Origin of the sequence: Caulobacter zeae (genome assembly GCF_002858925.1) — a bacterium.
Classification (GTDB): domain Bacteria; phylum Pseudomonadota; class Alphaproteobacteria; order Caulobacterales; family Caulobacteraceae; genus Caulobacter; species Caulobacter zeae.
This window is the reverse complement of the sequence record NZ_PJRS01000046.1, coordinates 165,212-191,600: the sequence shown is the minus strand read 5'-3', so window position 1 is coordinate 191,600 and position 26,389 is coordinate 165,212. Positions and strand designations below refer to the sequence as shown.

Below are 26,389 nucleotides of genomic sequence, written 5' to 3'. Positions count from 1 at the left end.
CGCAAAGGTCGCCCTCGTCGCCATCGCCAGGAAGCTCGTCGTCGCCGCCAACAGCATGCTCAAGGCCGGCCAGCCCTGGCTCAAACAGCCTTGACCCAACACAGTCGCCGGATAAGCCCTGCGGGCTTTCCGGGATGACGAGCCGTTTGGGTGGGAAGGTGCTCAGGGGTGTGATCCTCAACTCCCCTTCCACTCGTCGATCAACGAGGCCAGGACATCGAGCGGCATGGTGCCGGCGGTCAGGCCGGTGTCGTGGAAGCCCTTCAGGCTGAACCTGTCGCCCAGGCGCTTTTCGGCGCGGGCCCGGCTTTCCGTCCAGGTGCGCCAGCCCAGCATGTAGCTCGACGCCTGGCCCGGCTGGACGCAGTAGCGCTCGACCTCGCGGGTGACCGAGCTTTCGGCGTCGCCCAGGGTTTCCGACATGTAGGCGATGGCCTTCTCGCGGCTCCAGCGCTTGGCGTGGATGCCGGAGTCGAGCACCAGCCGCGAGGCGCGGAACAGCATCGAGGCGACGTAGCCGAGCTGGCCCAGCGGATCGTCCTTGTAGGCCCCCATCTCGTCGGCCAGCTGTTCGGCATAGAGCGCCCAGCCTTCGGAATAGCCCGAGAAGATCGGCAGGCGGCGCAGGGTGGGGATGCCCGGCGCCTCCATCATCAGGGCGTTCTGCAGGTGGTGGCCGGGGATGGCCTCGTGGAACACCAGGGTCGGCAGGTCGAAGCGCGGCTGCTCGGCCGTGTCGCGCAGGTTGATCGAGAACAGGCCGGGGCGCGAGCCGTCCAGGCTGGGCGGGGTGTAGTAGGCGCCGGGCGCGCCGCTCTCGATCGACGGCGGGATGCGCTGGATCTTCACCCCGGCCTTGGGCAGGCGGCCGAAATAGCCGGGCAGGCGCTCGCGCATGGCCTGGGTCTTAGCCTCGAGGTCGGCCAGCAGGGCGGCGCGGCCGGCCTCGTCGTTGGGATAGAGGTTGGCCGGGTCGCGGCGCAGGGCGGCGATGCGGGCGCCGACGGGGCCCTTGGTCAGGCCGCGGGCCTTGAGGATGGTGTCGGCGCGGGCGGAAAAGCGCGCCACCAGCTCCAGGCCCAGGCGGTGGATCTCCTCGCCGGCCAGATCGGTGGTCGTCGCCGAGCGCACGGCGTAGCGGTAGTAGGCCTCGCCGTCCGGCAGGCGCCAGACGCCGGCGTCGTGCGTGGCCGTGGGCAGGGCGGCGGTCAGCAGGTCGGCCTGGCGGCGCAGGGCCGGATAGACATCGGCCTCGACGATCTTCGATGCGCGGGCTTCCCACTCGCCGGGGATGGCGGCGCTGCGGTGGGTGAGGCCGGTGACCAGCTCGGACCTGGCCGGGGCCGGCGCCAGCAGGGCCGAGAACTGGGCCAGGGTGGTGCGCAGCACGAAGTCGGGCGGGGTGGCGCCCTTGGCGAAGTCGGCGCGGGCCCGGGCGGTTTCCTGGTCGAGCAGCCCGGCGAAGGCCGACAGGCGCGAGAGGTAGGCCTCGGCGTCATCCTTGGTCTTCACCGGATGGGTGTCGGCCAGGAAGCTGGGCACGGCGCGATAGGCGCCCGACAGCTGCGAGACGATGTAGGGCACGGCGACGCCGACGTTCGGATCGCCGAACGGCATGGCGTAGCTCTGCAAGGTGGTGTCGGCCAGATAGGCGGCCGAGCGGTGGTTGACCCGGTCCATGCCGGTCAGGGCCTTGGCGTCGAAGGTGGCCAGCTGGGTCTGAAGGTCGACGAACAGCTGGCGGGTGCGGGCGATCCCGGCCGGCGAGCGGTCGTCCAGCTTGCCGCGCGCGGCTGCGTTGGGGCCGGCGTCCATGCCCGTCAGGGTCATCAGCTGCGGCGAGTCGAGCATCGCCTTCTGGATCAGGCCCTCCAGCACGGCGGTCAGGCGTTCGCCCTCGGTCTCGCGAGCCAGGGCGGGAAGGGGCGCGGCCAGGGCGGCGGCGGACGCGAGGAAAGAACGGCGGTCGATCATGGGGTCGGTTGTACCCTGCGCCGCGTTTCGCGCCAGGGATGATGTGGCTGGGACGGAATGACCAAGGACAATCCGCGCCGCTTGAGCTAAAGCCTGGAGCGTGACCCGGCCGACCTTCCATCGCTGGACCAACGCCCGCGCCGTCTTCATGACGCTCGCGGCGCTGGCGGTCGCCTTGAAGGTGCTGATCCCGGCCGGCTTCATGACCGCGCCGGAACCGCGCAACGCCCTGCCCTTCGCCCTGGTGCTCTGCACCGGCCAGGGGGCCATGGTCGTCGCGCCCGGCGAGCGCCTGGATCACAAGAAGGACGCCGACGAGAAGCCCGCCGACGCCCCCTGCGCCTTCGCGGCCCTGGGCGTTCCGATGGGCGCGCCGCCGGCCGACCTGGCCGTCGCGCCGGTCGAGTTCGTCGCCTATGCCGCCCAGCCGCAGCCGGCCCGTGTCGTCCACCTGGCCCCGGGCCGGGGCCTGGCCGCGCCGCCGCTGCCGGCCAGAGGTCCTCCCAGCCTGCTGATCTGACCGCCAGTCGCGCGCCCCTAAGTCGCGCGACCGGCGGAGCGCCCGGCCGCGCGCCGGGTTCGCAACGCCGCGTGCGAGACCGCGCCCGGCCAAGATCCGCCTACTTATGGTCGCGCAAGGCGCGGCCCAAGGACCTGAAGATGAAATCCGTTCTCCTGGCCGCCTGCGCCCTGTCCGCGCTCGTCCCGGCCGCCGCCCTCGCCGAGACTCCCGAGGACGCCGAGGCCGCCGTCTCGTCGGTGATCGTCACCGCCCGCCGCAACGCCGAAGACCCCTCCGTCGTCGCCGACGCCCGCAAGCGTCTTTCCGAAACCCCTGGCGCGGTGTCGGTGATCTCGCAGGAGGCCTATGCCAGCCGCCAGGCCCTGGCCCTGGACGACATGCTGCGCGACGCCCCCGGCGTCTACGCCCAGCGCAAGTGGGGCGGGGACGTGCGCATCTCGATCCGCGGCTCAGGGATAGGCAACGCCAGCCACAATCGCGGCCTTCTGCTGGCCCAGGACGGCGTGCCGCTGAACGAGGCCGACGGCTATGGCGACAGCCAGATCGCCGATCCGCTGAACACCCGCTACGCCGAGGTCTATCGCGGCGGCAACGCCCTGCGCTTCGGCGGCGCCTTGCTGGGCGGGGCGATCAACATGGTCACGCCCACCGGGAAGGACGCCGGCTTCAACGCCCGATTACGCGTCGACGGCGGCTCGTTCGGCCTGATCCGCGAACATGCGGCGATCGCCGGCCAGTCGGGCGACTGGGACCTCTATGCCGCCGCCACCAACCAGACCAGCCAGGGCTGGCGCTCGCAGAGCCAGCAGAACATCCAGTTCGCCACCCTCAATCTTGGCCGCAGCTTCGGCCAGGACCGCGAGGTGCGGTTCATCCTCAACGGCTCCAACATCGCCCAGGAGATCCCCGGCGCCCTGACCCTGGCCCAGTTCCAGGCCAATCCGCGCCAGAGCGCGGCGGCCAGCCTCGCCAACGACCAGGCCCGCAACCAGCGCGGTCTGCGCGGTTCGCTGCGCACCACCTGGCGCCTCGACGAGCACACGGTGTTCCAGGGCGCGGTCTATGCGGTGTGGAAGGACCTGGAGCACCCGATCTTCCAGGTCATCGACCAGCAGAGCCGCAACTACGGCGCCTTCGGGCGGCTGGACTGGGACGGCGAGGTCGGCGGGCTGAAGGCCGACGCCTATCTCGGCGCCTGGTATCGCCAGGGCGACCTGGACTCGGCCTTCTACACCAACGTCCGGGGCGGGCGCGGCGCGCTGCAGTCGCTGTCGCTGCAGAACGCCAAGGCCGCCGACGTGTTCGGCGAGGGGCGCCTGTTCGTCACCGACCACGTGATCCTGGTCGGCGGCCTGACCTGGGGGCGGGCCGAGCGCGACTACCAGAGCTTCAAGGTTCCGGCCGCAGCCTCGACCTTCAACCTGACGGCCGACAAGGACTACGAGTGGGTGTCGCCGCGCGTGGGCGTGCTGTGGCAGGGCGACGACGGCTCGCAGCTGTTCGCCAATGTCACCCGTTCGGTCGAGCCGCCCAACTTCAGCTCGCTGTCGCCGAGCAATGTCGGTTTCGCGCCGATCCAGGCGCAGGAGGCCTGGACCGCCGAGGCGGGCGCGCGCGGTCATCGCGGGACGTTCACCTACGACCTGACCGCCTATCGCGCCAAGCTGAAGAACGAGCTCCTGCAGTTCGCCGTCGACAGCCAGCACCCGGCCGCCACCTTCAACGCCGACGACACGATCCACCAGGGCGTCGAGGCGGCGCTGGACTGGGCCTTCGCGCCGCGCTGGCGCCTGCGCCAGACCTACACCCTGTCGGACTTCCGCTTCGACGGCGACGCCCAGTACGGCGACAACCGCCTGCCCATCGTGCCCAAGCACTTCTACCGGGCCGAGCTGCGCTACGACGCGGCGGCGCGGTGGTTCCTGGCGCCGTCGGTGGAGTGGTCCGCCAGCGACCAGTGGATCGACTACAAGAACACCAGGACCGCGCCGTCCTATGCGATCCTCAACCTCAACGCCGGCTGGAAGGCGACCGACAAGGTTTCGCTGTTCCTCGACGCCCGCAACCTGACGGACGAGGCCTATGTCTCCAACGTCCAGGCGGCCACCACCTGGACGGCCGCCACCGCCGCCGTCTGGCCGGGCGACGGCCGCTCGGTGTTCGGCGGCGTGACGGTGTCTTTCTGACCATGGCGAGGGCAAGCGAAACCCCGGGCGGCGAGGTTTATCGCGCCTTCTGGCGCTGGCACTTCTATGCAGGCCTGCTGGTGCTGCCCGTCCTGATGCTGCTGGCGCTGACCGGCGGGCTCTACCTGTTCAAGGACGAGTTGACCGCGATCGTCCAGCGCCCGCTGGCCGTGGTCGCCGACGCACCGGGGGCGACGCCCGTCTCGGCCTGGGTCGCCGCCGCCGAGGTGGCGGCGGGCGGCAAGGTCCGGCAGGTAGTCGTCCCCGCGCGCGGCGACCGCGCCGTGCAACTGGCGCTCGACACCGACGAGGGCGCGCGGACGGCCTATGTCGATCCGCACACCGGCCGGGTGCTGGGCGTCGGCGCGCCGGGCGGCGCGATGGGCGTGGTCAAGCGGCTGCACAGCCTGGATATCGCCGGCCCCGTCGCCAACCTGCTGGTCGAGATCGTCGCCGGCTGGGCCATCGTGCTGGTCGCCACGGGGATCTTCCTATGGTGGCCGCGCGGACGCGGCGGCGGCGTAGTGAGCGTGCGCGGCGCGCCGGCCAGGCGCGTCTTCTGGCGTGACCTGCATGCGGTGACCGGGATCTTCGCGGGGCTGGTGATCCTGTTCCTGGCGGTCACCGGCATGCCGTGGTCGGCCGTCTGGGGCAAGGAGGTCCGGCAGCTGACCACGCAGGCCGGCTGGGGGCGCCCGCGTCCGCCGGTCGCCCAGCCGCACCATGCGGGGGAGGCCCCGAGCGAAGGCGTGCCGTGGGCGTTGCAGGCCCGTGCCGCGCCCGTGTCGGGCCACGGTCATACAAGTCTCGGCGTCGACGCCGTCTTCGAGCGGGCGAAGGCCGCCGGCCTGGACGACGGCTTCACCCTGACCCTGCCCAAGGCCCACGGCGGAACCTGGACAGCGGCCTACATGCCCGACCGGGTCGAGCGCACCCGCACCCTCTATCTCGACGGCGGCGACGGTCGGGTTATCGCCGACCTCGGCTATCGCGACTTCGGGCCGGCGGCCAAGGCCATCGAGTGGGGCATCGCCGTCCATCAGGGCCAGCAGTTTGGCCTTTTCAACAAGCTGGTGATGCTGGCCGGCTGCGTCGCTGTCTGGCTGCTCGGCGTCTCGGCCGTGGTCATGTGGTGGAAGCGCCGGCCGAAGGGGCGGCTGGCCGCTCCGGTCCCGCCGGCCGATCGTCGCGCCTATCTGGGGCTGCTGGCCCTCGTCCTGCCCCTGGCCGTTCTCTATCCGCTCGTCGGCGTATCGCTGGCGGCGGTCCTGTCGCTTGATCTCATCCTGCGCCGCCTGTCCCCCTGGCGGCGCCTCGAGGCTGGAGCCTGACCATGAAGACCCTGTTGCTTTCCGTTCTCGCAGCCGGCGCGTTGGCGGGCGCCGCCCAGGCCGCGCCGCCCGCCCGGGTGGCGCCCAAGGTCGCCGTCGACGGCGCCTGGTGCCGGGCCGCGCCCAAGGGCGCGCCGGCCGGCGGCTGCTACCTGACCCTGACCGCCTCGGTCGCCGACCAGCTGGTGTCGGTGGAGACCCCGGCGGCGGCCCGGGCCGAGATCCACACCATGTCGATGGACGGCGGGGTGATGCGCATGCGCAAGCTCCCGGAAGGCCTGGCGCTGCCGGCCGGCCAGGCCGTGGCGCTGAAGCCCGGGGCCGAGCACCTGATGGTCATCGGCCCGAAGATCGATCTCGTGGCGGGCGCCAGCGTGCCGCTGACGCTGCGGTTCAAGTTCGCGGCGCCGGTGGCGATCAACGCGCCGGTCAAGGCCGTGGGAGGCAAGTAGACGTGCGTATTCTGTCCAAATTCGTCCTGGCGGCGCTGATCTGCGCCGCGCCCCTGGCCGCCTGCGACCGCACGACCGAGCACGCCAAGGCCAACGCCTCGGCCAAGGTCGGAGGGCCGTTCCAACTGGTCGACCAGGACGGCAAGGCCGTCACCGATAAGGACCTGCTGGGCAAGCCCACGGCGATCTTCTTCGGCTTTACCTTCTGTCCGGAGGTGTGCCCCACGACCCTGACCGAGATGACCGGCTGGCTGAAGGACCTGGGTCCCGACGCCGACAAGCTGAACGTGGTGTTCGTCTCGGTCGATCCCGAGCGCGACACGCCCGAGCAGCTGAAGCTCTATCTGTCGAATTTCGACCACCGCATCCGGGGCCTGACCGGCACGACGGCGCAGACCGACGCGGCCGCCAAGGCCTACCGCGTCTATCACCGCAAGGTGGCGATCGAGGGCGGGGAATACACGGTCGACCACTCGTCGGCGGTCTACCTGTTCGACGCCAAGGGCAATTTCGTCGAGCCGATCGGCTATGGCAGCCCGCCCGAGCGGGGCCTGGCGCAGCTGAAGGCGCTGCTGAAAGGGTAGTGCGTGGTCCTCGCCCGGAGTTCATCCTCGGGCCGACCAAAGGTCGGACCCGGGGGACGGGCTCAGGGTGAGGACCGGTCATAGCTCGCGGCGCGGGAGAAACCTCACCCTGAGCTTGTCGAAGGGCGAGGTTTCCGCCGCTAAATCAAGGCCGCAGCAGCACCTTGCCGGTCTTGCCCGGGGTCAGCGAGGCCTTTACGGCTTCAGACACCTGGTCGAGGCCGTAGACGCCGTCGGCGGGCAGCTTCAGCTTGCCAGTGGCGACCTGGGTCAGCAGCTCGCCGATCAGCTTGCGGCGCAGGTCCGGGGCCATGTTGGCCGAGACGGTCGAGCCCCAGAAGCCCTTCACGGTCAGCTGCTTGAAGATCACCGCGCCCGACGAGATCTGCATCGGCTCGCCGGTCATCGAGCCGAACGAAACCAGCAGGCCGTTCTCGCCCAGGAGGTCGGCCATGTCGCCCGAAGCGGTTCCGCCGATGGAGTCGACGGCGGCCTTGATCGGCGCGCCGCCGGTGAGTTCGGCGACCGTCTTCTTCCAGTCGGCGTCGGCGGTGGAGACGGCGTTGTCGATGTCCAGCTCGGCCAGTTCGGCCACGCCCGCGTCGCGGCGCACGAGGTTGATCACGTTGACGCCGCGGGCCTTGGCCAGCATGGCCAGGGTCTTGCCGACCGCGCCGTTGGCGGTGTTCTGGGCGATCCAGTCGCCCTCTGCGACGCCAAGCGTCTCAAGGAGCGTGATGGCGCTGAACGGCATGGCGATCAGCTGGGCGGCGGCCTCGTCGGGGATGGCGTCGGGGACGGGCACGAGGCCGGCGGCCGAGGCGATGAAGAATTCGGCCCAGCTGCCGTGCACGCCGGCCACGGCGAAGCGCTGGCCGACCAGGGCCGCGTCGACGCCTTCACCCACGGCGTCGACGACGCCGACCGCCTCGCTGCCGCCGATGGCGGGCAGGGCGGGCTTGTAGCCGTAGTTGCCGCGCACGGTCCAAAGGTCGTGGTTGTGGATCGGCGACAGCAGGGTGCGCACCCGCACCTTGCCGGGGCCGGGCTCGGGGATCGGGCTGTCGGCCAGGACCAGGACTTCGGCCGGATCGCCGAAGGTCTCGTGGATCGCGCTGCGCATGGGTGTTCTCCTTGTTGTCATGAAGGGGCGGCTCAGGCGGCCGCGAGCAGGATCTCGGTGGTGGCCATCGCCTCGCGCAGGGGCGTCTGGTCCTTGGAAAGCTTGGCCAGGATGGCCGCGCCCAGCCACAGGGCGTACATCGCCCGGGCGGTGGCGACCGGATCGTCCGAGCCGGGCAGGGAGCCGTCGTCGCGGCCCTCGACGATGACGGCGGCGATGCGGCGCACCAGGCGCTCGACCCCGGTGTCGAGGATCAGCCGCATGTCCTCCGACAGGTCGGAGACCTCGGCGCCCAGCTTCACCACCAGGCAGCGGTCGGCCATGCCGCAGGCGGTGTCGCCGTCCAGCCAGACCTTCCAGTAGGCCATCAGGCGCTGGCGGCCGCTGCCGGGGGCGTCGAACAGGGCGGCCAGCTTGGCCCCGTACTCGGCGCAGTAGTCCTCCAGCAGGGCGCAGCCGAACGCCTCCTTGGAGGCGAAGTAGTAATAGAACGAACCCTTGGGCACGCCGCTGGCGTCCAGCAGCTCCTTCAGGCCCATGCCGCCGAAACCCTGGCGCAGCACCAGTTCGCGGCCGCTGGCCAGGATGTGTTCGCGGGTGATCTCGGACTTCTTGCGGGCGGTCATAGCCTCGATATAGGAAATAATAGACCGGTCGTCTAGTTGTTGGTCTTGCGAATTTTTTGCATCCTTGGGTTGCGTGTGCGGAATCGCACATCTATTGAGTGTGGAAAATTCATTATCGCCCTCAGGTTGTTTTCAGGGGGCTCGGAATGACCAGTCAGACCTTCATGGCCTATTGGCTCGGCTACAACGAGGGCGGTCCGCCGCCGGAGGCCGCGCCGGCCTCGGTGGGCGTCGTGGCGCTGGCCTTTGCGGTGAACGCGCCGAGCGATCAGGGCGACACCATCACGCTCGACTTCCTGACCAGCAAGCATAGCGCCGAAGAAATCCGTGCAGGGGCCAAGGCGCTGCAGGCGCGGGGCGTCAAGGTGCTGATGTCGATCAACGGCAAGCCGAACTGGGACGGGCATCCCGGCGGCTGGGGCAATCTCGACCCGAAGGCCTATGCCGCCAACGTCAAGGCGATCGTCGTCGACGACTGGGGCCTGGACGGCGTCGACCTGGACAACGAGGACGTCTCCTACACGCCCGACGAAAACTTCGTCGAAGTGATCAAGGCGCTGCGCGCGGCGCTGGGGCCGGACGCGCTGCTGACCCTGCCGGTCTATCTGGGCGTGACGCGCGACGCCTACCTGGCGCAGGTCAAGGAGCAGATCTCGTTCGTCGCCACCATGGCCTACTGGAACGACGTGCAGGGCCAGACCGAGATGTTCGACCAGTACGCCGGGCTCGTCGGGCCCGAGAAGGTCGCCATCGGCGTCGCCGACGCCGCCAACGCCGGCCAGAACACCGCCTTCGCCGACCTGGCGCCCCTGGCCAGCTGGAACCCGCCCGGGGCGTCCAAGGCCGGGATCATGCTCTGGAACCTCAACGCGCCGCCGACGGACCAGACCGCCGAGTGGTGCGCCGAGATCTCCGAAAACCTGTCCTGAGTGCGAGTTCGAAAACCGAGTTCAATCAAGGAGGAAACATCATGAACGCCATCGTCTCGACTGACACCGCCGCCATCGGCCTCGTGCTCGGCGCCGCCGTCTTCAACACCTCGCCGCCCACCACCCAGGGGCTGTCGATCTCGGCCCTCGGGGGCTCGCCGGCCGGCGACCACCAGCGCCTGGGCAACAACGACGCCGTCACCGTGCAGTTCAACCTGGACGCCGACGCCTTCACCAAGACCCTGGCGGTGCGGGTGAACGGCCTGGTGTCGCGCAACGGCAACCAGGAGGGCTTCTCGCCGATCTCCTTGCAGGTCAACGGCGGCCAGATCGTCTCGGGCTTCACCATGCCGGGCGGCGGCTTCGGCCCGCAGGACGCGATCTTCCCGATCCCCGCGGCCCTGCTGAAGGCCGGCCCCAACGCCTTGCAGTTGCAGGTGGCCGGCAACGCCCAGACCTTCTTCTGGCTCTACGGCCTGGAGATCGACTTCGTCTCGGGCCCCTATGTCGGCAAGGCCCTGGCCGCCAACCTGCGGGTCTCGCCGGTCGCCTTGAGCCCCGGCCTGTCGATCACCACCAACGGCGGAAGCTTCGCGGGCGATCACTACAAGTACGCCCAGAACACCAGCTTTGGCCTGCAGTTCTCGCTGACCGACCTCGGCCCGGGCGCGCAGGTCAGCGTCGCGCTCTATGGCCTGGTGTCGCGCAACGGCAACCAGGAAGGCTATTCGCCGATCTCGCTGATCTTCAACGGCAAGCCGATCCTGGCCGACTACACCGTGCCGGGCGGCGGTTTCGGGCCGCAGTGGGTGGAAGTGGCGGTGCCCGCCGAGCTCTGCGTGTCCGGCGCCAACACCATCGTCCTGACGGTGTCGCCCAACGCCACCACCTTCTTCTGGCTCTATGACTTCGCCGTCTCCAAGGGCCAGTTCTACACGCCGGTCGCCACGGCCGACTTCTCGGTCTCGCCGCCGAAGACCAACCAGCTGACGGTCTCTCAGAACGACGGCAGCTTCGCCGGCGACCACGTGAAGATCGCCCAGAACGGCGTGGTGGCGGTGACCTACCAGGCGGCCGCGGCCTCGGCGGCGCTGATGTTCGAGTTCGACGGTCTGGTGTCGCGCAACGGCAACCAGGACGGCAACGCCCCGGTCAGCCTCAGCGTCAACGGCACGCAGATCATCTCCAACTACGTCGTGCCCGGCGGCGGCTTCGGCTACCAGGCCAACTACTTCGTGGTGCCGCCGCAGCTGGTGAAGGCCGGCGCCAACACCTTCAGCCTGCAGGTGGCCAGCACCGGCACGACCTACTTCTGGCTCCGCGGCATGGCCGTGCGCACGCCGACCTAAGGTCGCGGGCAGGCTCGCAACGGCGCCCCGGCGGTCTCCGCCGGGGCGTTTTGCGTTCTAGATGGCTACGCGCTTGGCGATGGCGTCGCGGCGGGCGTTGGTTTCCTGCTGGGCGCGCTCGACGGCCTCGGTCTCGGTGGCGTGCAGCAGGTGCTCGATCACTCGCTCGAGGTGGTCGCGCATGGCCTGGCGGGCGGCGGCGGGATCGCGGGCCTTCAAGGCCTCGACCACCCGGCGGTGCTCGGCGATGCGCGGCTCCAGCCCCATGCCGCGGGCGCGGGCCAGGATGTTGCGGGCCAGGGCGGAGCGGTTGCGCCAGTCCCACAGGTTCTCGATCGTGGCGATGATGGCGCCATTGCCGGTGGCCGCGGCGATGACGAGGTGGAACTCGCGGTCGGCGTCCTCGCCCCGGATTTCCTCCTCCTCGTGCATGCGCTCGAGCAGGCTTTCAAGCTGGGCGATCTGTTCCTCGGTGATCGAGGTGGCGGCCAGGGCGGCGGCCTCGCCCTCGAACAGGCGGCGGGCCTCGATCAGCTCGAAGGCGCCGATCTCGGTCTCGCGCTCTGCGGCCTGCGGGGCCACGGGGCGGACGTCGCCGGTGACATAGATGCCCAGGCCGTGGCGGGCCTCGATCATGCCCAGCATTTCCAGGGCGATCATCGCCTCGCGCAGGGTGGGGCGGGAGACGCCGAACTGCTCGGCCAGTTCGCGCTCGGTCGGCAGGCGGTCGCCCAGCTTGTACTGGCCCGCCTCGATGGCGTCGGCGACGGTGTCCGCGATCTTGCGGTAGAGCTTGACGTTGTCCGACATGGCTTCCTGGAATCGACGCTCGGAACCGATGGTCCCTCACCGATAACATAACCCTTGTCGGACGCCGCCGCTATTTGGTCTGACAAGATCGCGCCGGCGATCTCACCAGTCGTGCATCGAGCCGTCCTCGCGACGGGCCACCGGCAGGTAGGCGCGGCTGTAGGGATACTTGGCGGCCAGGTCCTCGTCGATGTCGACGCCAAGGCCGGGGGCCTCGCCGGGGTGCAGCATGCCGTCCTCGAAGCTGTAGGCGTGCGGGAACACCGCGTCGGTTTCGGCCGTGTGGCGCATGTATTCCTGGATGCCGAAGTTGGGGATCGACAGGTCGAAGTGCAGGGCCGCGGCCATGCAGACCGGCGACAGGTCGGTGGCCCCGTGGCAGCCGGTGCGCACGCCGTGCATGTCGGCGAAGGCGGCCACGCGACGCAGGTGGGTGATGCCGCCGGCATGGACCACGGTGGCGCGGATGTAGTCGATCAGCTGTTCCTCGATCAGTTGCTTGCAGTCCCAGATCGAGTTGAACACCTCGCCCACGGCCAGCGGCGTGGTGGTGTGCTGGCGGATCAGCCGGAAGTTGGCCTGGTTCTCGGCCGGGGTGGCGTCCTCCATCCAGAACGGGCGGTAGGGCTCGAGATCCTTGCCCAGGCGCCCGGCCTCGATCGGCGTGAGGCGATGGTGCACGTCGTGCAGCAGGTGGACGTCCCAGCCCAGCTTCTCGCGCGCCGCCTCGAACAGCGGCGGCACGCTGCGCAGGTACTTCTCGGTCGACCACAGGCTCTCGCTGGGCAGGGCCGCGTCGGCCGGCTCGTAGAAGAAGCGGTCCTTGGAAACGCCGTAGACGGTCTTCAGCCCCGGCACGCCCGACTGCAGGCGGATGGCCTTGTAGCCCTGCTCGGCATAGACGGCGGCGTTGTCGAGGGTCTCCTCGATGCTGGCGCCGTTGGCGTGGCCGTAGACCATGACGCCGGTGCGGCAGGCGCCGCCCAGGAGCTGGTACAGCGGCAGGTTCGCGACCTTGGCCTTGATGTCCCACAGGGCCATGTCGACGGCGGCGATCGCCGACATGGTCACCGGCCCGCGCCGCCAGTAGGCGCCCTTGTAGAGGTACTGCCAGATGTCCTCGATCTGGTGGGCGTCGCGGCCGATCAGGCAGGGAATGACGTGGTCGTTCAGGTAGCTGGCCACCGCCAGCTCGCGCCCGTTCAGGGTGGCGTCGCCGATGCCGTAGACGCCGTCGCTGGTCTCGATCTTCAGGGTGACGAAGTTGCGGCCCGGACAGGTGACGATGACCCTGGCGGCGGTGATCTTGAGCATCGGCGTCTTTCTGAGGCGGCGCCGGTTCGCCGGCGGCATAGTCTTCCTCCCTTTCGTTTAAACGCGGAGGGGAGGTTGTCAATCCATTGGTCTGACCAATAAGGTGCCAGAGACTCGACCACCTCGCCAGACATGCGGCGACAGCTTCAGGCCGCGAAGACGGCCGACCCAGATGATCGACGGGGAGATGCGATGCGACCCAGCCACCTGCTTTACGGGCTCTGCCTGGGCGCCGGCCTGCTGTTGGCGCCGCTGATCGCCCGGGCCGAGAACGGCCATGACCTGTGGCTCCGCTATCGGCCGGCGGCGGCGGGCGAGGCGGCCGCCTATCGCGCTTCGGTCGGAGTGGTCGCGCCGGTCGCCGACACGCCGACCCTGAAGGTCGCCCGCGCCGAGCTCGAACAGGGCCTGGCCGGCCTGCTGGGCGAGCGCCGCGACGGCGGCGGCCAGATCCTGCTGGGAACGCCGGGATCCTCGCCCCGGATCGCCGCGCTGAAGCTGCCGCTCGACGCCGCCGGGGACGAGGGCTTCCGCATCCGCACCCTGACCGACGGCGGACGACCGCTCACGGTGATCGCCGCCAACACCGACATCGGCGTGCTGCACGGCGTTTATCGCTATCTGGCGCTGATCCAGACCCGGCAGGCGATCGACCGGCTGGACCTGCTCGACGCCCCCAAGGTCCGCTACCGGCTGCTGAACCACTGGGACAACCTGGATCGCAGCGTCGAGCGCGGCTATTCGGGCCAGTCGATCTGGGACTGGTGGCGGCTGCCCGACGTCAAGGATCCGCGCTACCTCGACTACGCCCGCGCCAACGCCTCGATCGGGATCAACGGCGCGGTGCTCAACAACGTCAACGCCAAGTCCGACAGCCTGACGGCGCCCTACATCGCCAAGGCCGCAGCCCTGGCCGGTACGTTCCGGCCGTACGGGATCAAGGTCTATCTTTCGGCGCGGTTCTCCTCGCCGATCGAGATCGGCGGGCTGAAGACCGCCGATCCGCTGGACCCGGCCGTGCGGGCCTTCTGGAAGGCCAAGGCCGACGAAATCTACAAGGCCATTCCCGACTTCGGCGGCTTCCTGGTGAAGGCCAATTCGGAAGGCCAGCCGGGCCCGCAGGACTATGGCCGCACCCATGCCGACGGGGCCAACATGCTGGCGCAGGCCGTGGGGCCGCACGGCGGGATCGTGATGTGGCGAGCCTTCGTCTATTCGCACGAGCAGCCGGACGACCGCGCCAAGCAGGGCTATTCGGAGTTCAAGCCGTTCGACGGCCAGTTCGCCGAGAACGTCATCGTCCAGGTCAAGAACGGGGCGATCGACTTCCAGCCGCGCGAGCCGTTCCACCCGCTGTTCGGGGCCATGCCGAAGACCAACCTCGGGATGGAGTTCCAGATCACCAAGGAATATCTCGGCTTCTCCACCCACCTGGCCTACCTCGGGACCATGTGGGAGGAGGTGCTGAAGGCCGACACCTTTGCCGCCGGCCAGGGCTCGACCGTGGCCAAGGTGGTCGATGGCAAGCTGCACGGCTATTCGCGCACCCTGATGGCGGGGGTCGCCAATATCGGGACCGACCGCAACTGGAGCGGATCGCAGTTCGACCAGGCCAACTGGTACGCCTTCGGGCGCCTGGCCTGGGATCCGGAAGCCTCCTCGGAAGCCATCGCTCGCGACTGGGCGGCCATGACCTTCACGCCCGACAGGCGCTTCACCGGTCCGGCCGTGAAGATGATGATGGGCTCGCGCGAGGCGGTGGTCGACTACATGACGCCGATGGGCCTGCACCACCTGATGGGCCGCAGCCACCACTACGGGCCGGGGCCATGGGTGGCCGGCGGCGAGCGCGCCGACTGGACCAGCGTCTACTACCACAAGGCCGACAAGGCGGGGATCGGCTTCGACCGTACAGCGAGCGGCAGCAATGCGGTGGCGCAGTACGCCCCGCCGGTGGCGGCCGCATTCTCGGATCTCTCGAAGATCGACGAGAAGGACCTGCTGTGGTTCCACCACCTGCCGTGGGACTACCGCACCAGGTCCGGCCGCCCGCTGTGGGACGAGCTGGTGAACCGCTATTCGCGCGGGGTGAAGGCGGTCGACGGCATGCAGGCGACCTGGGCGGATCTTTCGCCTTATGTCGACGCCGAGCGTCACGGCGAGGTGGCGACCTACCTGGCTATCCAGCGTCGCGAGGCCCAGTGGTGGCGTGACGCGTCCATCGCCTATTTCCAGTCGATCAACGGCCTGCCCCTGCCCAAGGGCGAGGCGCCGCCGCCGTTGAGCCTGGAGGCCTACGAGGCGATGGCGTTCCCCTACGCGCCGGGGATCTGAGCGCTCCTCCAACCGTCGTCATCCCGGAAGCCTCGTAGAGGCTATCCGGGACCGAGGGGCCGCCGGCAATGCGCCGGCGGCCCTTTTGCTTGCGGCTGAACGGCCTTGCGCGTGGCCCCTGGGTCCCGGCTCTCCGCTTCGCTCCGGCCGGGATGACGGCGGTGGGGGGCGAAGGTTTGCTTGTGCGGCAGGCAATAATATCGATTCAAATAATATCGATACAAAAGCGTTGACATATTTTTGCCGTCGACCCCAGCCTGGGGACCGACCCGCCTTCAGAGCGGGCGCTCTCATGCATGCACTGGGGAATGGTATGCGTACCGACCTGAAGATCCTGCTTTCCACGGCGGCGCTGGCCGCCCTGGCCGCGCCGCTGGGGGCGGCCGCCCAGACGCCCGCCGCTAAGCCCGTGGCCGACGAGACGGTCGAGGAGATCGTCGTCACCGCGCTCAAGCGCTCCACCACCCTCCAGACCACGCCGATGAGCATCAGCGCGGTGACCGGCGACAGCCTGCAGAAGATCGGCGCGACCGGCCTGCAGGACTATTTCCGCTCGGTGCCGGGCGTGAACCTGACCCAGGGCCAGTTGGGCCAAAGCCGTGTGACCATCCGCGGCGTCCAGGGCTCGGGCGAGGCCACCACCGGCCTCTATTACGACGAGACCTCGGTCACCGGTCCCTCGGGCACGACCCAGGACCCGGCCAACAACGCCGCCGACCTCAACCTGTTCGACGTCGAGCGGGTGGAAGTGCTGCGCGGCCCGCAGGGCACGCTGTACGGCGGCGGCTCGATGGGCGGAACCATCCGGGTGATCTACGCCAAGCCCGACAGCAGCCAGTTCGGCGCCTCGGTCGAGGGCCAGTCGAGCACCACCAAGGGCGGCTCGCGCGGCTCGTACCTGAAGGCCATGGGCAACATCCCGTTGATCGAGGGCAAGCTGGCCGCCCGCATCGTGGCCTATACCGAGGACCGTCCGGGCTTCGTCGACAACGTCCGCACCGGCGCCAAGAACATCAACGACAGCCACGCCGACGGCTATCGCGCCATGCTGGGCTTCACGCCCACCGACGACATCTCGCTGGTCGTCACCAAGATCCACCAGAACTCGTCGGCCGACGACCTGGAAGGCTGGTACGACCGCCTGGGCGGCTACAACACCGACAGCGCCGTGAAGCTGCCGCTCGACACCGAGATGGACATGACCAGCGTCACCGGCAAATGGTCGAGCCCGGTCGGAGAGGTCACCGCGTCGAGCGCCTACTACAAGTACGACATGCTGCGGACGATCGACTTCACCCCGCAGTACCGGCCTTACATCGGCGGCGCCAACGGCGTGATCGGCTACCAGCCGGCCTATCTGGGCGCCTGGAACCACGAGTTGCGGCTGTCGTCGAAGGGCGAAGGCCAGGTTCAGTGGACGGTCGGCGGCTACATGGAGCTGCGCAAGGACCATATCGACAGCAACACGGTGCTGACCAGCCTGACCACGGGCCAGCCCTACAGCCCGATGCAGTATCTGCAAGGCCGCTACGTCAACACCGGCGTCAAGCAGACCGCCCAGTTCGGCGAGGCGACCTGGACGCCGCCGCAGGTCGAGGGCCTGTCGCTGACGGTGGGCGCGCGCCACTACGACTACACCAAGACCACCGGCAGCGCTGGCACCCAACGCAACGTGCTGACCGGCGCCGCGCCGGCGCCCTACACCGAGCAGACCGCCGAGGCCTCGGGCTGGGTCTACAAGTTCAACGCCAGCTACAAGGTCACCTCCGACGTCATGGTCTACGCCACGGCGGCCGAGGGCTTCCGGCCGGGCGGGGCCAACAACGTGCCCGGCCTGAACAGCGCGCTGGTGGTCTACAACCCCGACAGCCTGTGGAACTACGAGGCTGGCGTGAAGACCACCTGGCTGGGCGGCAAGCTGACGGCCAACGCCGCCGCCTACCGCATCGACTGGAAGGACCGCCAGACCAGCGCCATCACGGCCGACGGCCTCTATTCCTTCATCACCAACGCCGGCGCCGCGCGGATCGAGGGCCTGGAGCTGGAGGTCGCGGCCCGTCCGATCCACGGCCTGACCCTCAATGGCTCGATCGGCTACACCAAGGCCGAGCTGACCGAGGATCAGGCCAACGCCAACATCCTGGTCGACGGCTCGACCGGCAGGAAGGGCGATCGCATCGCCAACGTACCGGATTGGACGGCCTCGGCCTCGGCCCAGTACGTCTGGCCGCTGCCGGTCGCCGGGCTCAACGGCCTGCTGCGCGCCGACTACGCCTATACCGGCGAGATGGTCTCCACCTTCCGGCCGACCTACGTCTATTTCGACAAGTTCGGCAGCTTCTCGACCGTGAACCTGCGCGCCGGCGTCGAGGGCGAGGACTGGGGCGTCTACGCCTTCGTGACCAACCTCACCGACGCCGAGGGGATCATGAACAAGAACAGCAACGTCGGGTACCAGGACCTGCTTTATGGATTGACCCCGCGCACCGTCGGGGTGAACGCCCGTAGGAAGTTCTGATCTCCAGTGCTCCCTTCCCCCTTTGATGGGGGAAGGGCCGGGGATGGGGGTGACACGGGTTCAGGACCTGGCGCAGCCCGCGTGACGTCCACCGCCGCTTCCACCCCCAACCCCGCCCTTCCCCCATCAAGGGGGAAGGGAGAGTTTGCGTAACGACAGAAGGAAGGGCGCGGCCCGCCGCGCGAGCAGCATGACCTCCAAGACCTTCACCCTCGCCGCCGCCGTGGCCCTGCTGGCCGCGCCGGCTTTCGCGGCCCCGCTGAACGTTCCGGCGACCAAGGCCGCCATCAAGGCCCAGCTTGACCGCGACTACCCGCAGCTCGACGCGCTCTACAAGGAGCTGCACGCCCACCCGGAGGTCGGCTTCCAGGAGGTCGAGACCGCCAGGAAGCTGGCCGCGCAGATGCGCGCCCTCGGCTTCACGGTCACCGAGGGCGTCGGCAAGACCGGCGTGGTGGCGGTGCTGAAGAACGGGGAGGGGCCCAGCGTTCTGGTCCGCACCGAGCTCGACGCCCTGCCGATGGAGGAGAAGACGGGCCTGCCCTACGCCAGCCGCGCCAAGACCACCTGGAACGGCGCCGAGGTGTTCGTCGCGCACTCGTGCGGCCACGACGTGCACATGGCCGCCTGGATCGGCGCGGCCCGCCAGCTCGTGGCCCAGAAGGCCAAGTGGAAGGGCACGCTCGTTTTCGTCGCCCAGCCCTCGGAAGAGACGGTCAGCGGCGCCAAGGCGATGATCAACGACGGCTTCTTCCAGAAGTTCGGCAAGCCCGACTACGGCTTCGCCCTGCACGTCGGTCCCGGCGCGGCGGGGCAGGTCTATTACAAGGCCGGCGTGCTGACCTCGACCTCCGACGCCCTGGAGCTGACCTTCAACGGCCGCGGCGCGCACGGCTCGATGCCGGCCGCCTCGATCGATCCGGTGATGATGGCCGCCCGCTTCACCGTCGACGTCCAGAGCGTGATCAGCCGCGAGAAGGACCCCGCCGCGTTCGGCGTGGTCACCGTCGGCTCGATCCAGGCCGGCAGCGCCGGCAACATCATCCCCGACAAGGCCAAGGTGCGCGGCACCATCCGCACCCAGGACGACGGCGTGCGCGACAAGATCCTGGCCGGCGTCACCCGCACCGCCAAGGCCGTGGCCGAGATGTCGGGCGCCCCGGCCCCGGATCTGGAGATCGTTCCAGGCGGCAAGGCGGTGGTCAACGACGCGGCCCTGACCGAAAAGACCGCCGCCGTCTTCAAGGCCGCCTTCGGCAAGGACGCCGTGGCCGTGCCGTCCCCCGGCTCGGCCAGCGAGGACTATTCGGAGTTCATCATCGCCGGCGTGCCGTCGGTCTATTTCTCGATCGGCGGTTTCGACCCCAAGGCGATGGCCGATGCGAAGGCGGCCGGCAAGCCGCTGCCCGTCAACCACTCGCCGTTCTTCGCCCCGGTCCCCGAGCCGTCGATCCGCACGGGCGTGGAGGCCATGACCCTGGCGGTGATGAACGTGCTGGCAAAGTAGGGGTCAATCGAGGCGTTTGGCCCCGTGCTTGATACGGATGATCTGCACCATTCCGCCCTTGATGCGGTAGCGCACGATGTAAGGCGCGATCGCCACCAGTTCGCGGACGTCTCCACCAGCGGGGCGTCCGCGATGCGGATGTTGGGCGAGGGCCTCGACGGCAGTGACTAGACGTATGGCGAGCCGCTGCGCGGCGATCGGGCGTACCTGTCCGATGTAGGCGCGAATACCTTCGAGATCACGTCGAGATCGGATCGACCATGCGACCTTGAAGGCGGGGGCGTCTTGGTCGGCCATTGCGGAATGTCTCGACGTGAAAGCTGCCCGTTAGTTTGATTTTTTGGCGCTGAGCCGAAGAGCCTGTTTCAATCGCCCGTCGGAGGAGGCGTCTCTCCGGGCGTGCCCCAGGAGAGCAGCCACGCCTTCATCTTCTCGTGCGAGATCGTGCGACCAGCTTCGAGATCGGCCAAGCCTTCGGCGTCGGCCACGGCTTCGGCGTCGCTGTCAGTGTCGTCGAAAATGGACGGCTCAGCTTTCATGATGTGCAGAATAGCATGGTCCTCGTCCTCTGGGAGGACCATCTACGCGGCCGTCAGGTACCCTTCCAGCACGTCCAGCGCGTGCTGGAGCCTGGCGCGCCGCCATTCGGCGGTGCTCATGTCAGTGTCGAGCGTCACCGACAGCGACCAGCCGTTGGCCAGGTGGAAGCGGCTCATGGCTGCGATGGTGACGTAGATCTGGATCGGGTCGAGGTTGTCGCGGAACAGGCCCTGCTCCTGACCGCTCTCGATCAGGCGCTCGATGGTGCGGCGCAGGGGGAAGGCGGTCTCGGTGACCTTGCGGCTCTGCGCGACGAACTTGCCCTGCATCAGGTTCTCGTTGCGCAGCAGGCCCTCGAAGCGGGGGTTTTTCTCGAAATATTCGAAGGTGAAGCGCTGCAGTTCGAGGAAACCTTCGAGCGGCTTGTCGAAGTCGATCTTAAGCTCGGCCTCGCGGTTGCGCAGGTCCTCGTATGCGGCCTCCAGCACGGCGACGTAGAGGCCCTTCTTGTCGCCGAAGTAGTGATAGAGCATGCGGATGTTGCACTTGGCGGCCTTGACGATCCGCTCGATGCGCGCGCCCGCGAAGCCGGCCTGCGAGAACTCCTTCAGCGCCGCCGACATGATCGCCTTGCGCGTCCGCTCGGCGTTGCGCTTGCGCGGCGCCGGGGCGTCGGGGGCGACCTCGTGATCGGCGTCGGACAAGGGGGCGGCCTCCAGCGTGCTCAGGGCAGTTTGGCCCCGGATTCGATCCAGGCGCCAAGCTTGGCGCGCTCCTCATCGGTCATATGGGTCTCGTTGCCAAGCGGCATGCTGGTGCTGACCACCGCGCGTTCCTTGATCTTGGGCGCATAGCGGGCGATGTGCTCGGGACTGTCGAAGGTCACGCCATTGGGCGGGGCGCCGAAGCCGCGATGCGTGGGCTTGGCCGCGTGGCAGGTCACGCAGTGCTTCTCGACGATCGCCTGGGCCTCGAAGAAGCTGACCGGGCCCAGCACGGCGGGCGCCTTGGGCTTCTGGCTGGCGATGACGCTGACGGCGAACATCAGCATGGCCCCGTAGAACAGGAAGTCGTGCCGGATGATCCCGTGATGGCGCAGGTTGAAGAAGTGGCGGATCGAGATCCCCGCCATCCCCACCAGCGCCAGCAGCAGCCAGGCCAGCGGGTGGCCGGTGATGGCCGGATAGTGGTTGCTGATCATGATGAACAGGATCGGCAGGGTCATGTAGTTGTTGTGCACCGAGCGCTGCTTGCCCGCCGCGCCCAGGCGCGGATCGACCGGGCGGCCGGCCAGCATGTCGGCGACAATCTTCCGCTGGTTGGGGATGATGGTCAGGAAGACGTTGGCGGCCATGGCCGTGCCGATGATGGCGCCGACATGGATGAAGGCCCCGCGATCGGTGAAGAGGTGTTGCAGGGCGTACGCCGCGCCGATCAGGGCGCAGAACCAGACGATCCCGAACAGGCGCGGATGCTCGACCAGCGGCGAGCGGCACAGGCCTTCGTAGACGAGGAGGCCCCCGAAGATGAAGGCAAGGCCCACGCCCACCGCCTGCCAGTGGCTGAAGGCGTGCTTGGCCGGGTCGATCAGATAGACCGGCGCGCCCCAGTAGTAGAGCACGAAGAGCAAAGCAAAGCCCGACAGCCAGGTGGTGTAGGCCTCCCACTTGAACCAGTGCAGGTGGCCGGGCATGTGCGCCGGGGCGGTCAGGTACTTCTGCGAGTGGTAGAAGCCGCCGCCGTGCACGGCCCACAGCTCGCCCTTCACCCCGTCCTTGGGGGGGCTTCCATCCAAGGACTCTGGCGCTCGCAGGTTGTTGTCGAGCCAGACGAAGTAGAACGAGGCGCCGATCCAGGCGACGCCCGCGATCACGTGCAGCCAGCGGAGCGCCAGGTTCAGCCAGGCGGCGAGATCGTAGTCCATCTAGTCGGTCACGGCGTCTTGGATGCGGAGTTTGGAGATCAGGCCGATCTGCAGAAGCGCCTCGGCGATCTCGGCCTCGCGGTCGTTGGACAGGCGCGCCTGCATGGCCCGCAGGATCGAGGTCTTGTCGTTCAGCCGAACAGCGATGATGAACGGAAAGCCGAAGCGTTTCCCGTAGGCGGCGTTGAGGTCGTGGAAGCGCGCGAATTCCTCGGGCGTCAGCTTGTCCAGGCCCGCGCCGGCCTGCTCGGCCGTGCTTTCGGCGGTAAGCTGCCTGGCGATCGCGGCCTTGCCGGCCAGTTCGGGGTGGGCGCGGATCAGGGCCAGCCTGTCGTCGAGGGGGGCGGCGTTCAGCACCTGCATCATCGCGCCGTGCATGGCCTCGATGCTGTCGAAGGGGCGGGCGCTCCAGGCGCGCTCGACCACCCAGGGCGACAGCTCGAAGGCGAAGCCCAGGGCGGTGACGAAGCCCGTCTGGTTCATGATGTTGAGCAGGGCCAGGGTCAGAGGCGGGGCGCTCATCCCTTGGCTCCGTACGGATGGGTCGCGATCCAATGGCGGGCGATGTCGATGCGCTTGGCCACCCAGACCTTGTCGTGGCGGGTCACGTGCTCGAGGAACCGGCGCAGGGCCATGATCCGGGCCGGCTTGCCGACGATGCGGCAGTGCAGGCCGATGCTCATCATCTTCGGCGCCGTCTCGCCCTCCAGCCAGAGGGCGTCGAAGGCGTCGCGCAGATAGGCGAAGAACTGGTCGCCGCTGTTGAAGCCCTGGGGCGCGGCGAAACGCATGTCGTTGGTGTCGAGCGTGTAGGGCACGATCAGCTGGGCGCGGCCGTGCTGGTCGTCCCAGTAGGGCAGGTCGTCGCTGTAGCTGTCGGCGTCGTAGACGAAGCCGCCTTCCTGCGCGACCAGACGGGCGGTGTTGGGGCTGGTGCGGCCCTGGTACCAGCCGAGCGGACGTTCCCCGGTCAGGCGCTTGTGCACTTCGATGGCCTTTTCGATGTGCTCGCGTTCGAGGTCCTCGGGGAAGTGCTGGTAGTCGATCCAGCGATAGCCGTGGCTGGCGATCTCCCAGCCGGACGTCAGCATCGCCTCGACCACGTCAGGCGCACGCTCCATGGCCTGGGCGACGCCGTAGACGGTCAGCGGCAGGCCGAACTCCTCGAACAGGCGGCGGATGCGCCAGAAGCCGGCGCGCGAGCCATATTCGTAGAGGCTCTCCATCGACATGTGCCGCATGCCCTCGATGGGCTGGGCGCCGACCATCTCCGACAGGAAGTATTCGCTGACCTTGTCGCCGTGCAGCACCGAGCGCTCGGCGCCTTCCTCGTAGTTCAGGACGAACTGCACGGCCACGCGCGCGCCGTCCGGCCACCGGGCGTGCGGCGGGTGCTCGCCGTAGCCTATGAGGTCGCGGGGGTAGGTCATGCGCCGCGGGCCCCCTCAGTCGCTCCGCGACAGCTCCCCCAGCGGGGGAGCATCTTGGCGGTGGCGTTGGCGAAGATCCTCCCCCTCTGGGGGAGCTGTCGCGGAGGGTCGGAGGGGGTCTTCACCGCCATCATCCGAATACCGCCGCCGCCGCATCCACGCCCGCTCCAGCCGGGGCGCTGAAGCCTTCCCAGCGCAGCACCGCCTCCAGCGCCGCGAGCGTTTGCAGCACCGCGTGCTTGCGGGCGTTCACGCCCATGGTCCCGATCCGCCAGATCTTGCCGGCCAGCGGCCCGAAGGCTGCGCCGATCTCGATCTCGAACTCGGTGCGCATGCGGGCCTTCACCCGGTCGTAGTCGACGCCGGCGGGGGCGATCACGCCGGTGACGTTGGTCATCTTGTGCGCCTGGTCGCCATACACCGTCAGGCCCATGGCCTCGACGCCAGCGGTCATGGCGGCCCCGGCCTGGGCATGGCGGGTGAAGCGGGCCTCGAGCCCTTCCTCCAGTACGATGCGGGCGCATTCGCGGGCGGCGAACAGCATGCTGGCCGCCTCGGTATGGTGGTTCAGCCGCTTGTCCGACCAGTAGTCCATGATCATGGCCAGGTCGAAATAGTTGGAGGCGATGCGGCGGCCGTTCCCCGTCATGCCCGCGGTCGCCAGGCCCTTCTCCACATGGCGACGGGAAAAGATGTAGTCGGCGGCCTTGTCGCTGATGGTGATCGGGGCCGAGCCGGACGGCCCGCCCATGCACTTCTGCAGGCCGGCGGTGACGATGTCGGCCTTCCAGGCATCGACCGGCACGCTCATGCCGCCAAGCGTGGCGGTGGCGTCGACATACAGAAGCGCGCCGTGCCGCTGGCAGATCTCGCCGATCGCCTCGATCGGCTGGGCGATGGTGGTCGAGGTGTCGCCGTGCACGCAGGCCACAAGGCGCGGCTTCACGCGCTTGACCGCATCCTCGACGGCCTGCGGATCGACGACCTTGCCCCATTCGCCTTCGACGAAGGTGACACGGGCGTCGCAGCGCTCGGCGATCTCGGCCAGCAGCAGGCCAAAGCGCCCAGCGTTCACCACCACCACGTCGTCGCCCGGTTGCAGGGTCGAGACCAGCGCCGCCTCGATGCCGGCCCGCGAGGTCCCGTCGACCACGAAGGTCCATTGGTTCTGCGTCTGGAAGACGCCGCGATACAGCGCCATGACCTCGTTCATGTAGCCGGTGAACTCGGGGTCGAACTGGCCCAGGAGCTGCACCGACATGGCCCGCAGCACGCGCGGGTGCACGTTGATGGGGCCAGGGCCCATCAGCAGGCGGGCGGGGTGGTCGAGTTCTTTGAAGGTGTCGGTCATCGGCACTTCGTTTTTGGTCCGCCCTTGTCCTTCGACAGGCTCGGGATGAGGGCTACTGACAGGTCGTGTTTCTCAGGCGTCGGCATTCAAGATCCTCACCCTGAGCTTGTCGAAGGGCGTGGATCTTGCGTCGCCAGTCGCTCGACGAACCCGACCATGGCCTGGGCGGCCAAGGCGCAGTCGGCGTCGGTGACGGCTTCGGCGGGGTTGTGGCTGATCCCGCCCTCGCAGCGGATGAACAGCATGGCGGTGGGGCAGAGGTCGGCGATGACCATGGCGTCGTGGCCCGCGCCGCTGGGCAGGCGGCGGGCGGGTTGCGCCCCCAAATCGTTCAAGTCGCCGACGGCGGCGGCCAGCAGGTCGGCCAGGCCCGTATCGCAGGGGCTCTCGGCCAGTTCCTGCATCAGGGTGACCGACACCGACAGGCCGCGGCGGGCGGCGATGGCCTCGATCCGCGCGGTCACGGCGGCGACGGCGGCGTCGCGGGTGGCCGAGGTCTCGGCGCGGATGTCCATCGAGAACTCGACCGCGCCGGGAATGACGTTGAAGGCGCCGGGCAGGGCGGTCATGCGGCCGACCGTGCCGACCAGGCCGTCGGTTCCGCCCAGCGGACCCTCGCGGCAGATGTGTTCGAGGGCCAGAACCGCCTCGGCGGCGGCGGGACCGGGGTCCTTGCGCAGACCCATGGGCGTGGTGCCGGCGTGGCCGGCCTGGCCCTTGAAGCGGACGAGTATGCGCTTCTGGGCGGCGATGGCGGTGACGACACCCAGGGCCAGGCCCTCGGCCTCCAGCACCGGTCCCTGCTCGATATGCGCTTCGAGGAAGGCGAAGATCTCGCCGGGCTTGCGGGCGGCCTCGACGAGACGGGTGGGATCCAGGCCGAAGGCGGCGTAGGCCTCGGCCAGGCTCGTACCCTCCGCGTCGGTCATCTCCATCACCTGGGGATCGACCGTGCCGGCGACGGCGCGGCTGCACGCCATCGAGGCGGGGAAGCGCGAGCCTTCCTCGTCGCCGAAGGCGATAGCTTCGAGCGCGAAGGGCAGGCGGCGGCCCTGGCGATGGAAGGTCTCGATCAGGTCGACGGCCAGCATCACGCCCAGCGCGCCGTCATAGCGGCCGCCGTTGCGTACGCTGTCGATGTGCGAGCCGATCAAGAGGGCCGGGGCGTCGGGCGTCTGCCCTTCATAACGGCCGACCAGATTGCCGGCCGGATCGAGGCGGACGGCCATGCCGGCCTCCTCCATCCAGAATTTCAGAGTGTCGAGGGCGGCCTTGTGGGCGGGGGTCAGGAACCGCCGCACCAGCATGTCGTCGGCCTCGCTGAACGGCGCCGCGCCCATCAGGTCGCAGCGGGCCTTGGCCCTGACGCCGATCTCGAACGCTTGAGTCACTCCGCTCCCCGCCGTTTCGTCGCCCTACCCGATAGCAGGCTGCGCCCGCCGGTCCGCCCCGGCAAGCGCCTCGACGGCGAAGTCTCCGCCGATTGCCCGCGCAAGCGCCAACCGCACCCGCGGGCGCCTGCTTGTAAGTCATAAATCACTTACTTTAGTGGCGTCGAGCGTCGGCTTGGCCTGTCCTTGTCCT

The 26,389-nt window shown here is 68.9% G+C and carries 24 protein-coding genes; 10 read left to right on the top strand and 14 right to left on the bottom strand.

Annotation, left to right across the window (positions count from 1 at the left end; all coding sequences use genetic code 11):
* Positions 1 to 177: 177 nt before the first annotated feature.
* Positions 178 to 1,974 (bottom strand): DUF885 domain-containing protein, encoded by a 1,797-nt coding sequence (locus SGCZBJ_RS22910; RefSeq protein WP_101720219.1) that lies wholly within the window; start codon positions 1,972 to 1,974, stop codon positions 178 to 180.
* Between the two features lie 100 nt (positions 1,975 to 2,074).
* Between SGCZBJ_RS22910 and SGCZBJ_RS22905 the strand changes: the two genes are divergently transcribed.
* The 5 genes from SGCZBJ_RS22905 to SGCZBJ_RS22885 all read left to right on the top strand — a co-directional run bounded on the left by SGCZBJ_RS22905 (position 2,075) and on the right by SGCZBJ_RS22885 (position 7,050).
* Positions 2,075 to 2,494 carry a DUF2946 family protein gene (locus tag SGCZBJ_RS22905; protein WP_165799416.1) on the top strand — a complete coding sequence of 140 codons (420 nt, stop codon included), beginning with the start codon at positions 2,075 to 2,077 and terminating at the stop codon, positions 2,492 to 2,494.
* Positions 2,495 to 2,634: 140 nt separating this feature from the next.
* The gene (locus SGCZBJ_RS22900) at positions 2,635 to 4,683 is read left to right on the top strand and encodes a TonB-dependent receptor family protein (RefSeq protein WP_101720218.1); all 2,049 of its coding nucleotides are present in this window, start codon (positions 2,635 to 2,637) and stop codon (positions 4,681 to 4,683) included.
* 2 nt (positions 4,684 to 4,685) lie between these two features.
* A complete protein-coding gene (locus SGCZBJ_RS22895) occupies positions 4,686 to 6,014 on the top strand; it encodes a PepSY-associated TM helix domain-containing protein (RefSeq protein ID WP_101720217.1) in 1,329 nt (442 codons plus the stop codon).
* 2 nt (positions 6,015 to 6,016) lie between these two features.
* A complete protein-coding gene (locus SGCZBJ_RS22890) occupies positions 6,017 to 6,466 on the top strand; it encodes a copper chaperone PCu(A)C (RefSeq protein WP_101720216.1) in 450 nt (149 codons plus the stop codon).
* A 2-nt stretch (positions 6,467 to 6,468) separates the two neighbouring features.
* A complete protein-coding gene (locus tag SGCZBJ_RS22885; RefSeq protein WP_101720215.1) occupies positions 6,469 to 7,050 on the top strand; it encodes an SCO family protein in 582 nt (193 codons plus the stop codon).
* 145 nt (positions 7,051 to 7,195) lie between these two features.
* Here the strand turns inward: SGCZBJ_RS22885 and SGCZBJ_RS22880 are convergent, their stop codons facing one another.
* Positions 7,196 to 8,173, bottom strand: a complete 978-nt coding sequence (locus SGCZBJ_RS22880) for a zinc-binding dehydrogenase (protein ID WP_101720214.1) — start codon at positions 8,171 to 8,173, stop codon at positions 7,196 to 7,198.
* A gap of 32 nt (positions 8,174 to 8,205) precedes the next feature.
* The gene (locus SGCZBJ_RS22875; RefSeq protein WP_101720213.1) at positions 8,206 to 8,799 is read right to left on the bottom strand and encodes a TetR/AcrR family transcriptional regulator; all 594 of its coding nucleotides are present in this window, start codon (positions 8,797 to 8,799) and stop codon (positions 8,206 to 8,208) included.
* 146 nt (positions 8,800 to 8,945) lie between these two features.
* On the opposite strand from SGCZBJ_RS22875, the gene SGCZBJ_RS22870 reads away from it, so the two are divergent.
* Both SGCZBJ_RS22870 and SGCZBJ_RS22865 read left to right on the top strand, forming a co-directional pair.
* Positions 8,946 to 9,728 (top strand): EndoS/ChiA family endoglycosidase, encoded by a 783-nt coding sequence (locus tag SGCZBJ_RS22870; protein ID WP_101720212.1) that lies wholly within the window; start codon positions 8,946 to 8,948, stop codon positions 9,726 to 9,728.
* A gap of 41 nt (positions 9,729 to 9,769) precedes the next feature.
* On the top strand, positions 9,770 to 11,077 hold the full coding sequence (locus SGCZBJ_RS22865; protein WP_101720211.1) for a hypothetical protein: 1,308 nt from the start codon (positions 9,770 to 9,772) through the stop codon (positions 11,075 to 11,077).
* Between the two features lie 57 nt (positions 11,078 to 11,134).
* On the opposite strand, the gene SGCZBJ_RS22860 is transcribed toward SGCZBJ_RS22865, so the two are convergent.
* Positions 11,135 to 11,887, bottom strand: coding sequence for a FadR/GntR family transcriptional regulator (locus SGCZBJ_RS22860; protein WP_101720210.1), 753 nt, complete (start codon positions 11,885 to 11,887; stop codon positions 11,135 to 11,137).
* Between the two features lie 102 nt (positions 11,888 to 11,989).
* Positions 11,990 to 13,201: a D-mannonate dehydratase ManD gene (gene manD, locus SGCZBJ_RS22855; protein WP_101720209.1), complete on the bottom strand. Its 1,212-nt coding sequence runs from the start codon at positions 13,199 to 13,201 to the stop codon at positions 11,990 to 11,992.
* Positions 13,202 to 13,393: 192 nt separating this feature from the next.
* Here manD and SGCZBJ_RS22850 point away from each other — a divergent pair, with 192 nt between their 5' ends.
* On the top strand, positions 13,394 to 15,535 hold the full coding sequence (locus SGCZBJ_RS22850) for an alpha-glucuronidase family glycosyl hydrolase (protein ID WP_101720208.1): 2,142 nt from the start codon (positions 13,394 to 13,396) through the stop codon (positions 15,533 to 15,535).
* Between the two features lie 41 nt (positions 15,536 to 15,576).
* Here SGCZBJ_RS22850 and SGCZBJ_RS26275 read toward each other — a convergent pair whose 3' ends face one another.
* On the bottom strand, positions 15,577 to 15,726 hold the full coding sequence (locus SGCZBJ_RS26275) for a hypothetical protein (RefSeq protein WP_240621618.1): 150 nt from the start codon (positions 15,724 to 15,726) through the stop codon (positions 15,577 to 15,579).
* 122 nt (positions 15,727 to 15,848) lie between these two features.
* Between SGCZBJ_RS26275 and SGCZBJ_RS22840 the strand changes: the two genes are divergently transcribed.
* Positions 15,849 to 18,053, top strand: coding sequence for a TonB-dependent receptor (locus SGCZBJ_RS22840; protein ID WP_101720206.1), 2,205 nt, complete (start codon positions 15,849 to 15,851; stop codon positions 18,051 to 18,053).
* Positions 18,054 to 18,243: 190 nt separating this feature from the next.
* Complete coding sequence (locus SGCZBJ_RS22835; protein ID WP_101720205.1) at positions 18,244 to 19,560, top strand: amidohydrolase; 1,317 nt, start codon at positions 18,244 to 18,246, stop codon at positions 19,558 to 19,560.
* 3 nt (positions 19,561 to 19,563) lie between these two features.
* On the opposite strand, the gene SGCZBJ_RS22830 is transcribed toward SGCZBJ_RS22835, so the two are convergent.
* The 8 genes from SGCZBJ_RS22830 to SGCZBJ_RS22790 all read right to left on the bottom strand — a co-directional run bounded on the left by SGCZBJ_RS22830 (position 19,564) and on the right by SGCZBJ_RS22790 (position 26,196).
* Complete coding sequence (locus SGCZBJ_RS22830; protein ID WP_101720204.1) at positions 19,564 to 19,857, bottom strand: type II toxin-antitoxin system RelE/ParE family toxin; 294 nt, start codon at positions 19,855 to 19,857, stop codon at positions 19,564 to 19,566.
* Positions 19,858 to 19,925: 68 nt separating this feature from the next.
* Positions 19,926 to 20,141 carry a CopG family transcriptional regulator gene (locus SGCZBJ_RS22825; RefSeq protein ID WP_420808191.1) on the bottom strand — a complete coding sequence of 72 codons (216 nt, stop codon included), beginning with the start codon at positions 20,139 to 20,141 and terminating at the stop codon, positions 19,926 to 19,928.
* Positions 20,142 to 20,804 (bottom strand): TetR/AcrR family transcriptional regulator, encoded by a 663-nt coding sequence (locus SGCZBJ_RS22820; RefSeq protein ID WP_240621613.1) that lies wholly within the window; start codon positions 20,802 to 20,804, stop codon positions 20,142 to 20,144.
* Between the two features lie 20 nt (positions 20,805 to 20,824).
* Positions 20,825 to 22,024 (bottom strand): urate hydroxylase PuuD, encoded by a 1,200-nt coding sequence (locus SGCZBJ_RS22815; protein ID WP_101720203.1) that lies wholly within the window; start codon positions 22,022 to 22,024, stop codon positions 20,825 to 20,827.
* A complete protein-coding gene (gene uraD, locus SGCZBJ_RS22810) occupies positions 22,025 to 22,546 on the bottom strand; it encodes a 2-oxo-4-hydroxy-4-carboxy-5-ureidoimidazoline decarboxylase (RefSeq protein WP_101720202.1) in 522 nt (173 codons plus the stop codon). It abuts the gene before it with no gap.
* Entirely contained in the window at positions 22,543 to 23,454 is a 912-nt protein-coding gene (puuE, locus tag SGCZBJ_RS22805) for an allantoinase PuuE (RefSeq protein ID WP_101720201.1), read from the bottom strand. Before puuE ends, uraD begins: the two co-directional genes overlap by 4 nt.
* Positions 23,455 to 23,584: 130 nt before the next feature.
* A complete protein-coding gene (locus SGCZBJ_RS22795) occupies positions 23,585 to 24,805 on the bottom strand; it encodes a pyridoxal-phosphate-dependent aminotransferase family protein (protein ID WP_165799415.1) in 1,221 nt (406 codons plus the stop codon).
* Positions 24,806 to 24,900: 95 nt separating this feature from the next.
* Positions 24,901 to 26,196: an allantoate amidohydrolase gene (locus tag SGCZBJ_RS22790; RefSeq protein ID WP_101720200.1), complete on the bottom strand. Its 1,296-nt coding sequence runs from the start codon at positions 26,194 to 26,196 to the stop codon at positions 24,901 to 24,903.
* Between the last annotated feature and the right edge of the window lie 193 nt (positions 26,197 to 26,389).

Bases quoted from the DNA above. Each gene is read 5' to 3' on its own strand.
- SGCZBJ_RS22910 (WP_101720219.1), bottom strand. From the start codon at position 1,974: ATGATCGACCGCCGTTCTTTCCTCGCGTCCGCCGCCGCCCTGGCCGCG.
- SGCZBJ_RS22900 (WP_101720218.1), top strand. From the start codon at position 2,635: ATGAAATCCGTTCTCCTGGCCGCCTGCGCCCTGTCCGCGCTCGTCCCG.
- SGCZBJ_RS22895 (WP_101720217.1), top strand. From the start codon at position 4,686: ATGGCGAGGGCAAGCGAAACCCCGGGCGGCGAGGTTTATCGCGCCTTC.
- SGCZBJ_RS22890 (WP_101720216.1), top strand. From the start codon at position 6,017: ATGAAGACCCTGTTGCTTTCCGTTCTCGCAGCCGGCGCGTTGGCGGGC.
- SGCZBJ_RS22880 (WP_101720214.1), bottom strand. From the start codon at position 8,173: ATGCGCAGCGCGATCCACGAGACCTTCGGCGATCCGGCCGAAGTCCTG.
- SGCZBJ_RS22875 (WP_101720213.1), bottom strand. From the start codon at position 8,799: ATGACCGCCCGCAAGAAGTCCGAGATCACCCGCGAACACATCCTGGCC.
- SGCZBJ_RS22870 (WP_101720212.1), top strand. From the start codon at position 8,946: ATGACCAGTCAGACCTTCATGGCCTATTGGCTCGGCTACAACGAGGGC.
- SGCZBJ_RS22865 (WP_101720211.1), top strand. From the start codon at position 9,770: ATGAACGCCATCGTCTCGACTGACACCGCCGCCATCGGCCTCGTGCTC.
- SGCZBJ_RS22860 (WP_101720210.1), bottom strand. From the start codon at position 11,887: ATGTCGGACAACGTCAAGCTCTACCGCAAGATCGCGGACACCGTCGCC.
- manD (WP_101720209.1), bottom strand. From the start codon at position 13,201: ATGCTCAAGATCACCGCCGCCAGGGTCATCGTCACCTGTCCGGGCCGC.
- SGCZBJ_RS22850 (WP_101720208.1), top strand. From the start codon at position 13,394: ATGCGACCCAGCCACCTGCTTTACGGGCTCTGCCTGGGCGCCGGCCTG.
- SGCZBJ_RS22840 (WP_101720206.1), top strand. From the start codon at position 15,849: ATGCGTACCGACCTGAAGATCCTGCTTTCCACGGCGGCGCTGGCCGCC.
- SGCZBJ_RS22835 (WP_101720205.1), top strand. From the start codon at position 18,244: ATGACCTCCAAGACCTTCACCCTCGCCGCCGCCGTGGCCCTGCTGGCC.
- SGCZBJ_RS22830 (WP_101720204.1), bottom strand. From the start codon at position 19,857: ATGGCCGACCAAGACGCCCCCGCCTTCAAGGTCGCATGGTCGATCCGA.
- SGCZBJ_RS22825 (WP_420808191.1), bottom strand. From the start codon at position 20,141: ATGGTCCTCCCAGAGGACGAGGACCATGCTATTCTGCACATCATGAAA.
- SGCZBJ_RS22815 (WP_101720203.1), bottom strand. From the start codon at position 22,024: ATGGACTACGATCTCGCCGCCTGGCTGAACCTGGCGCTCCGCTGGCTG.
- uraD (WP_101720202.1), bottom strand. From the start codon at position 22,546: ATGAGCGCCCCGCCTCTGACCCTGGCCCTGCTCAACATCATGAACCAG.
- puuE (WP_101720201.1), bottom strand. From the start codon at position 23,454: ATGACCTACCCCCGCGACCTCATAGGCTACGGCGAGCACCCGCCGCAC.
- SGCZBJ_RS22795 (WP_165799415.1), bottom strand. From the start codon at position 24,805: ATGACCGACACCTTCAAAGAACTCGACCACCCCGCCCGCCTGCTGATG.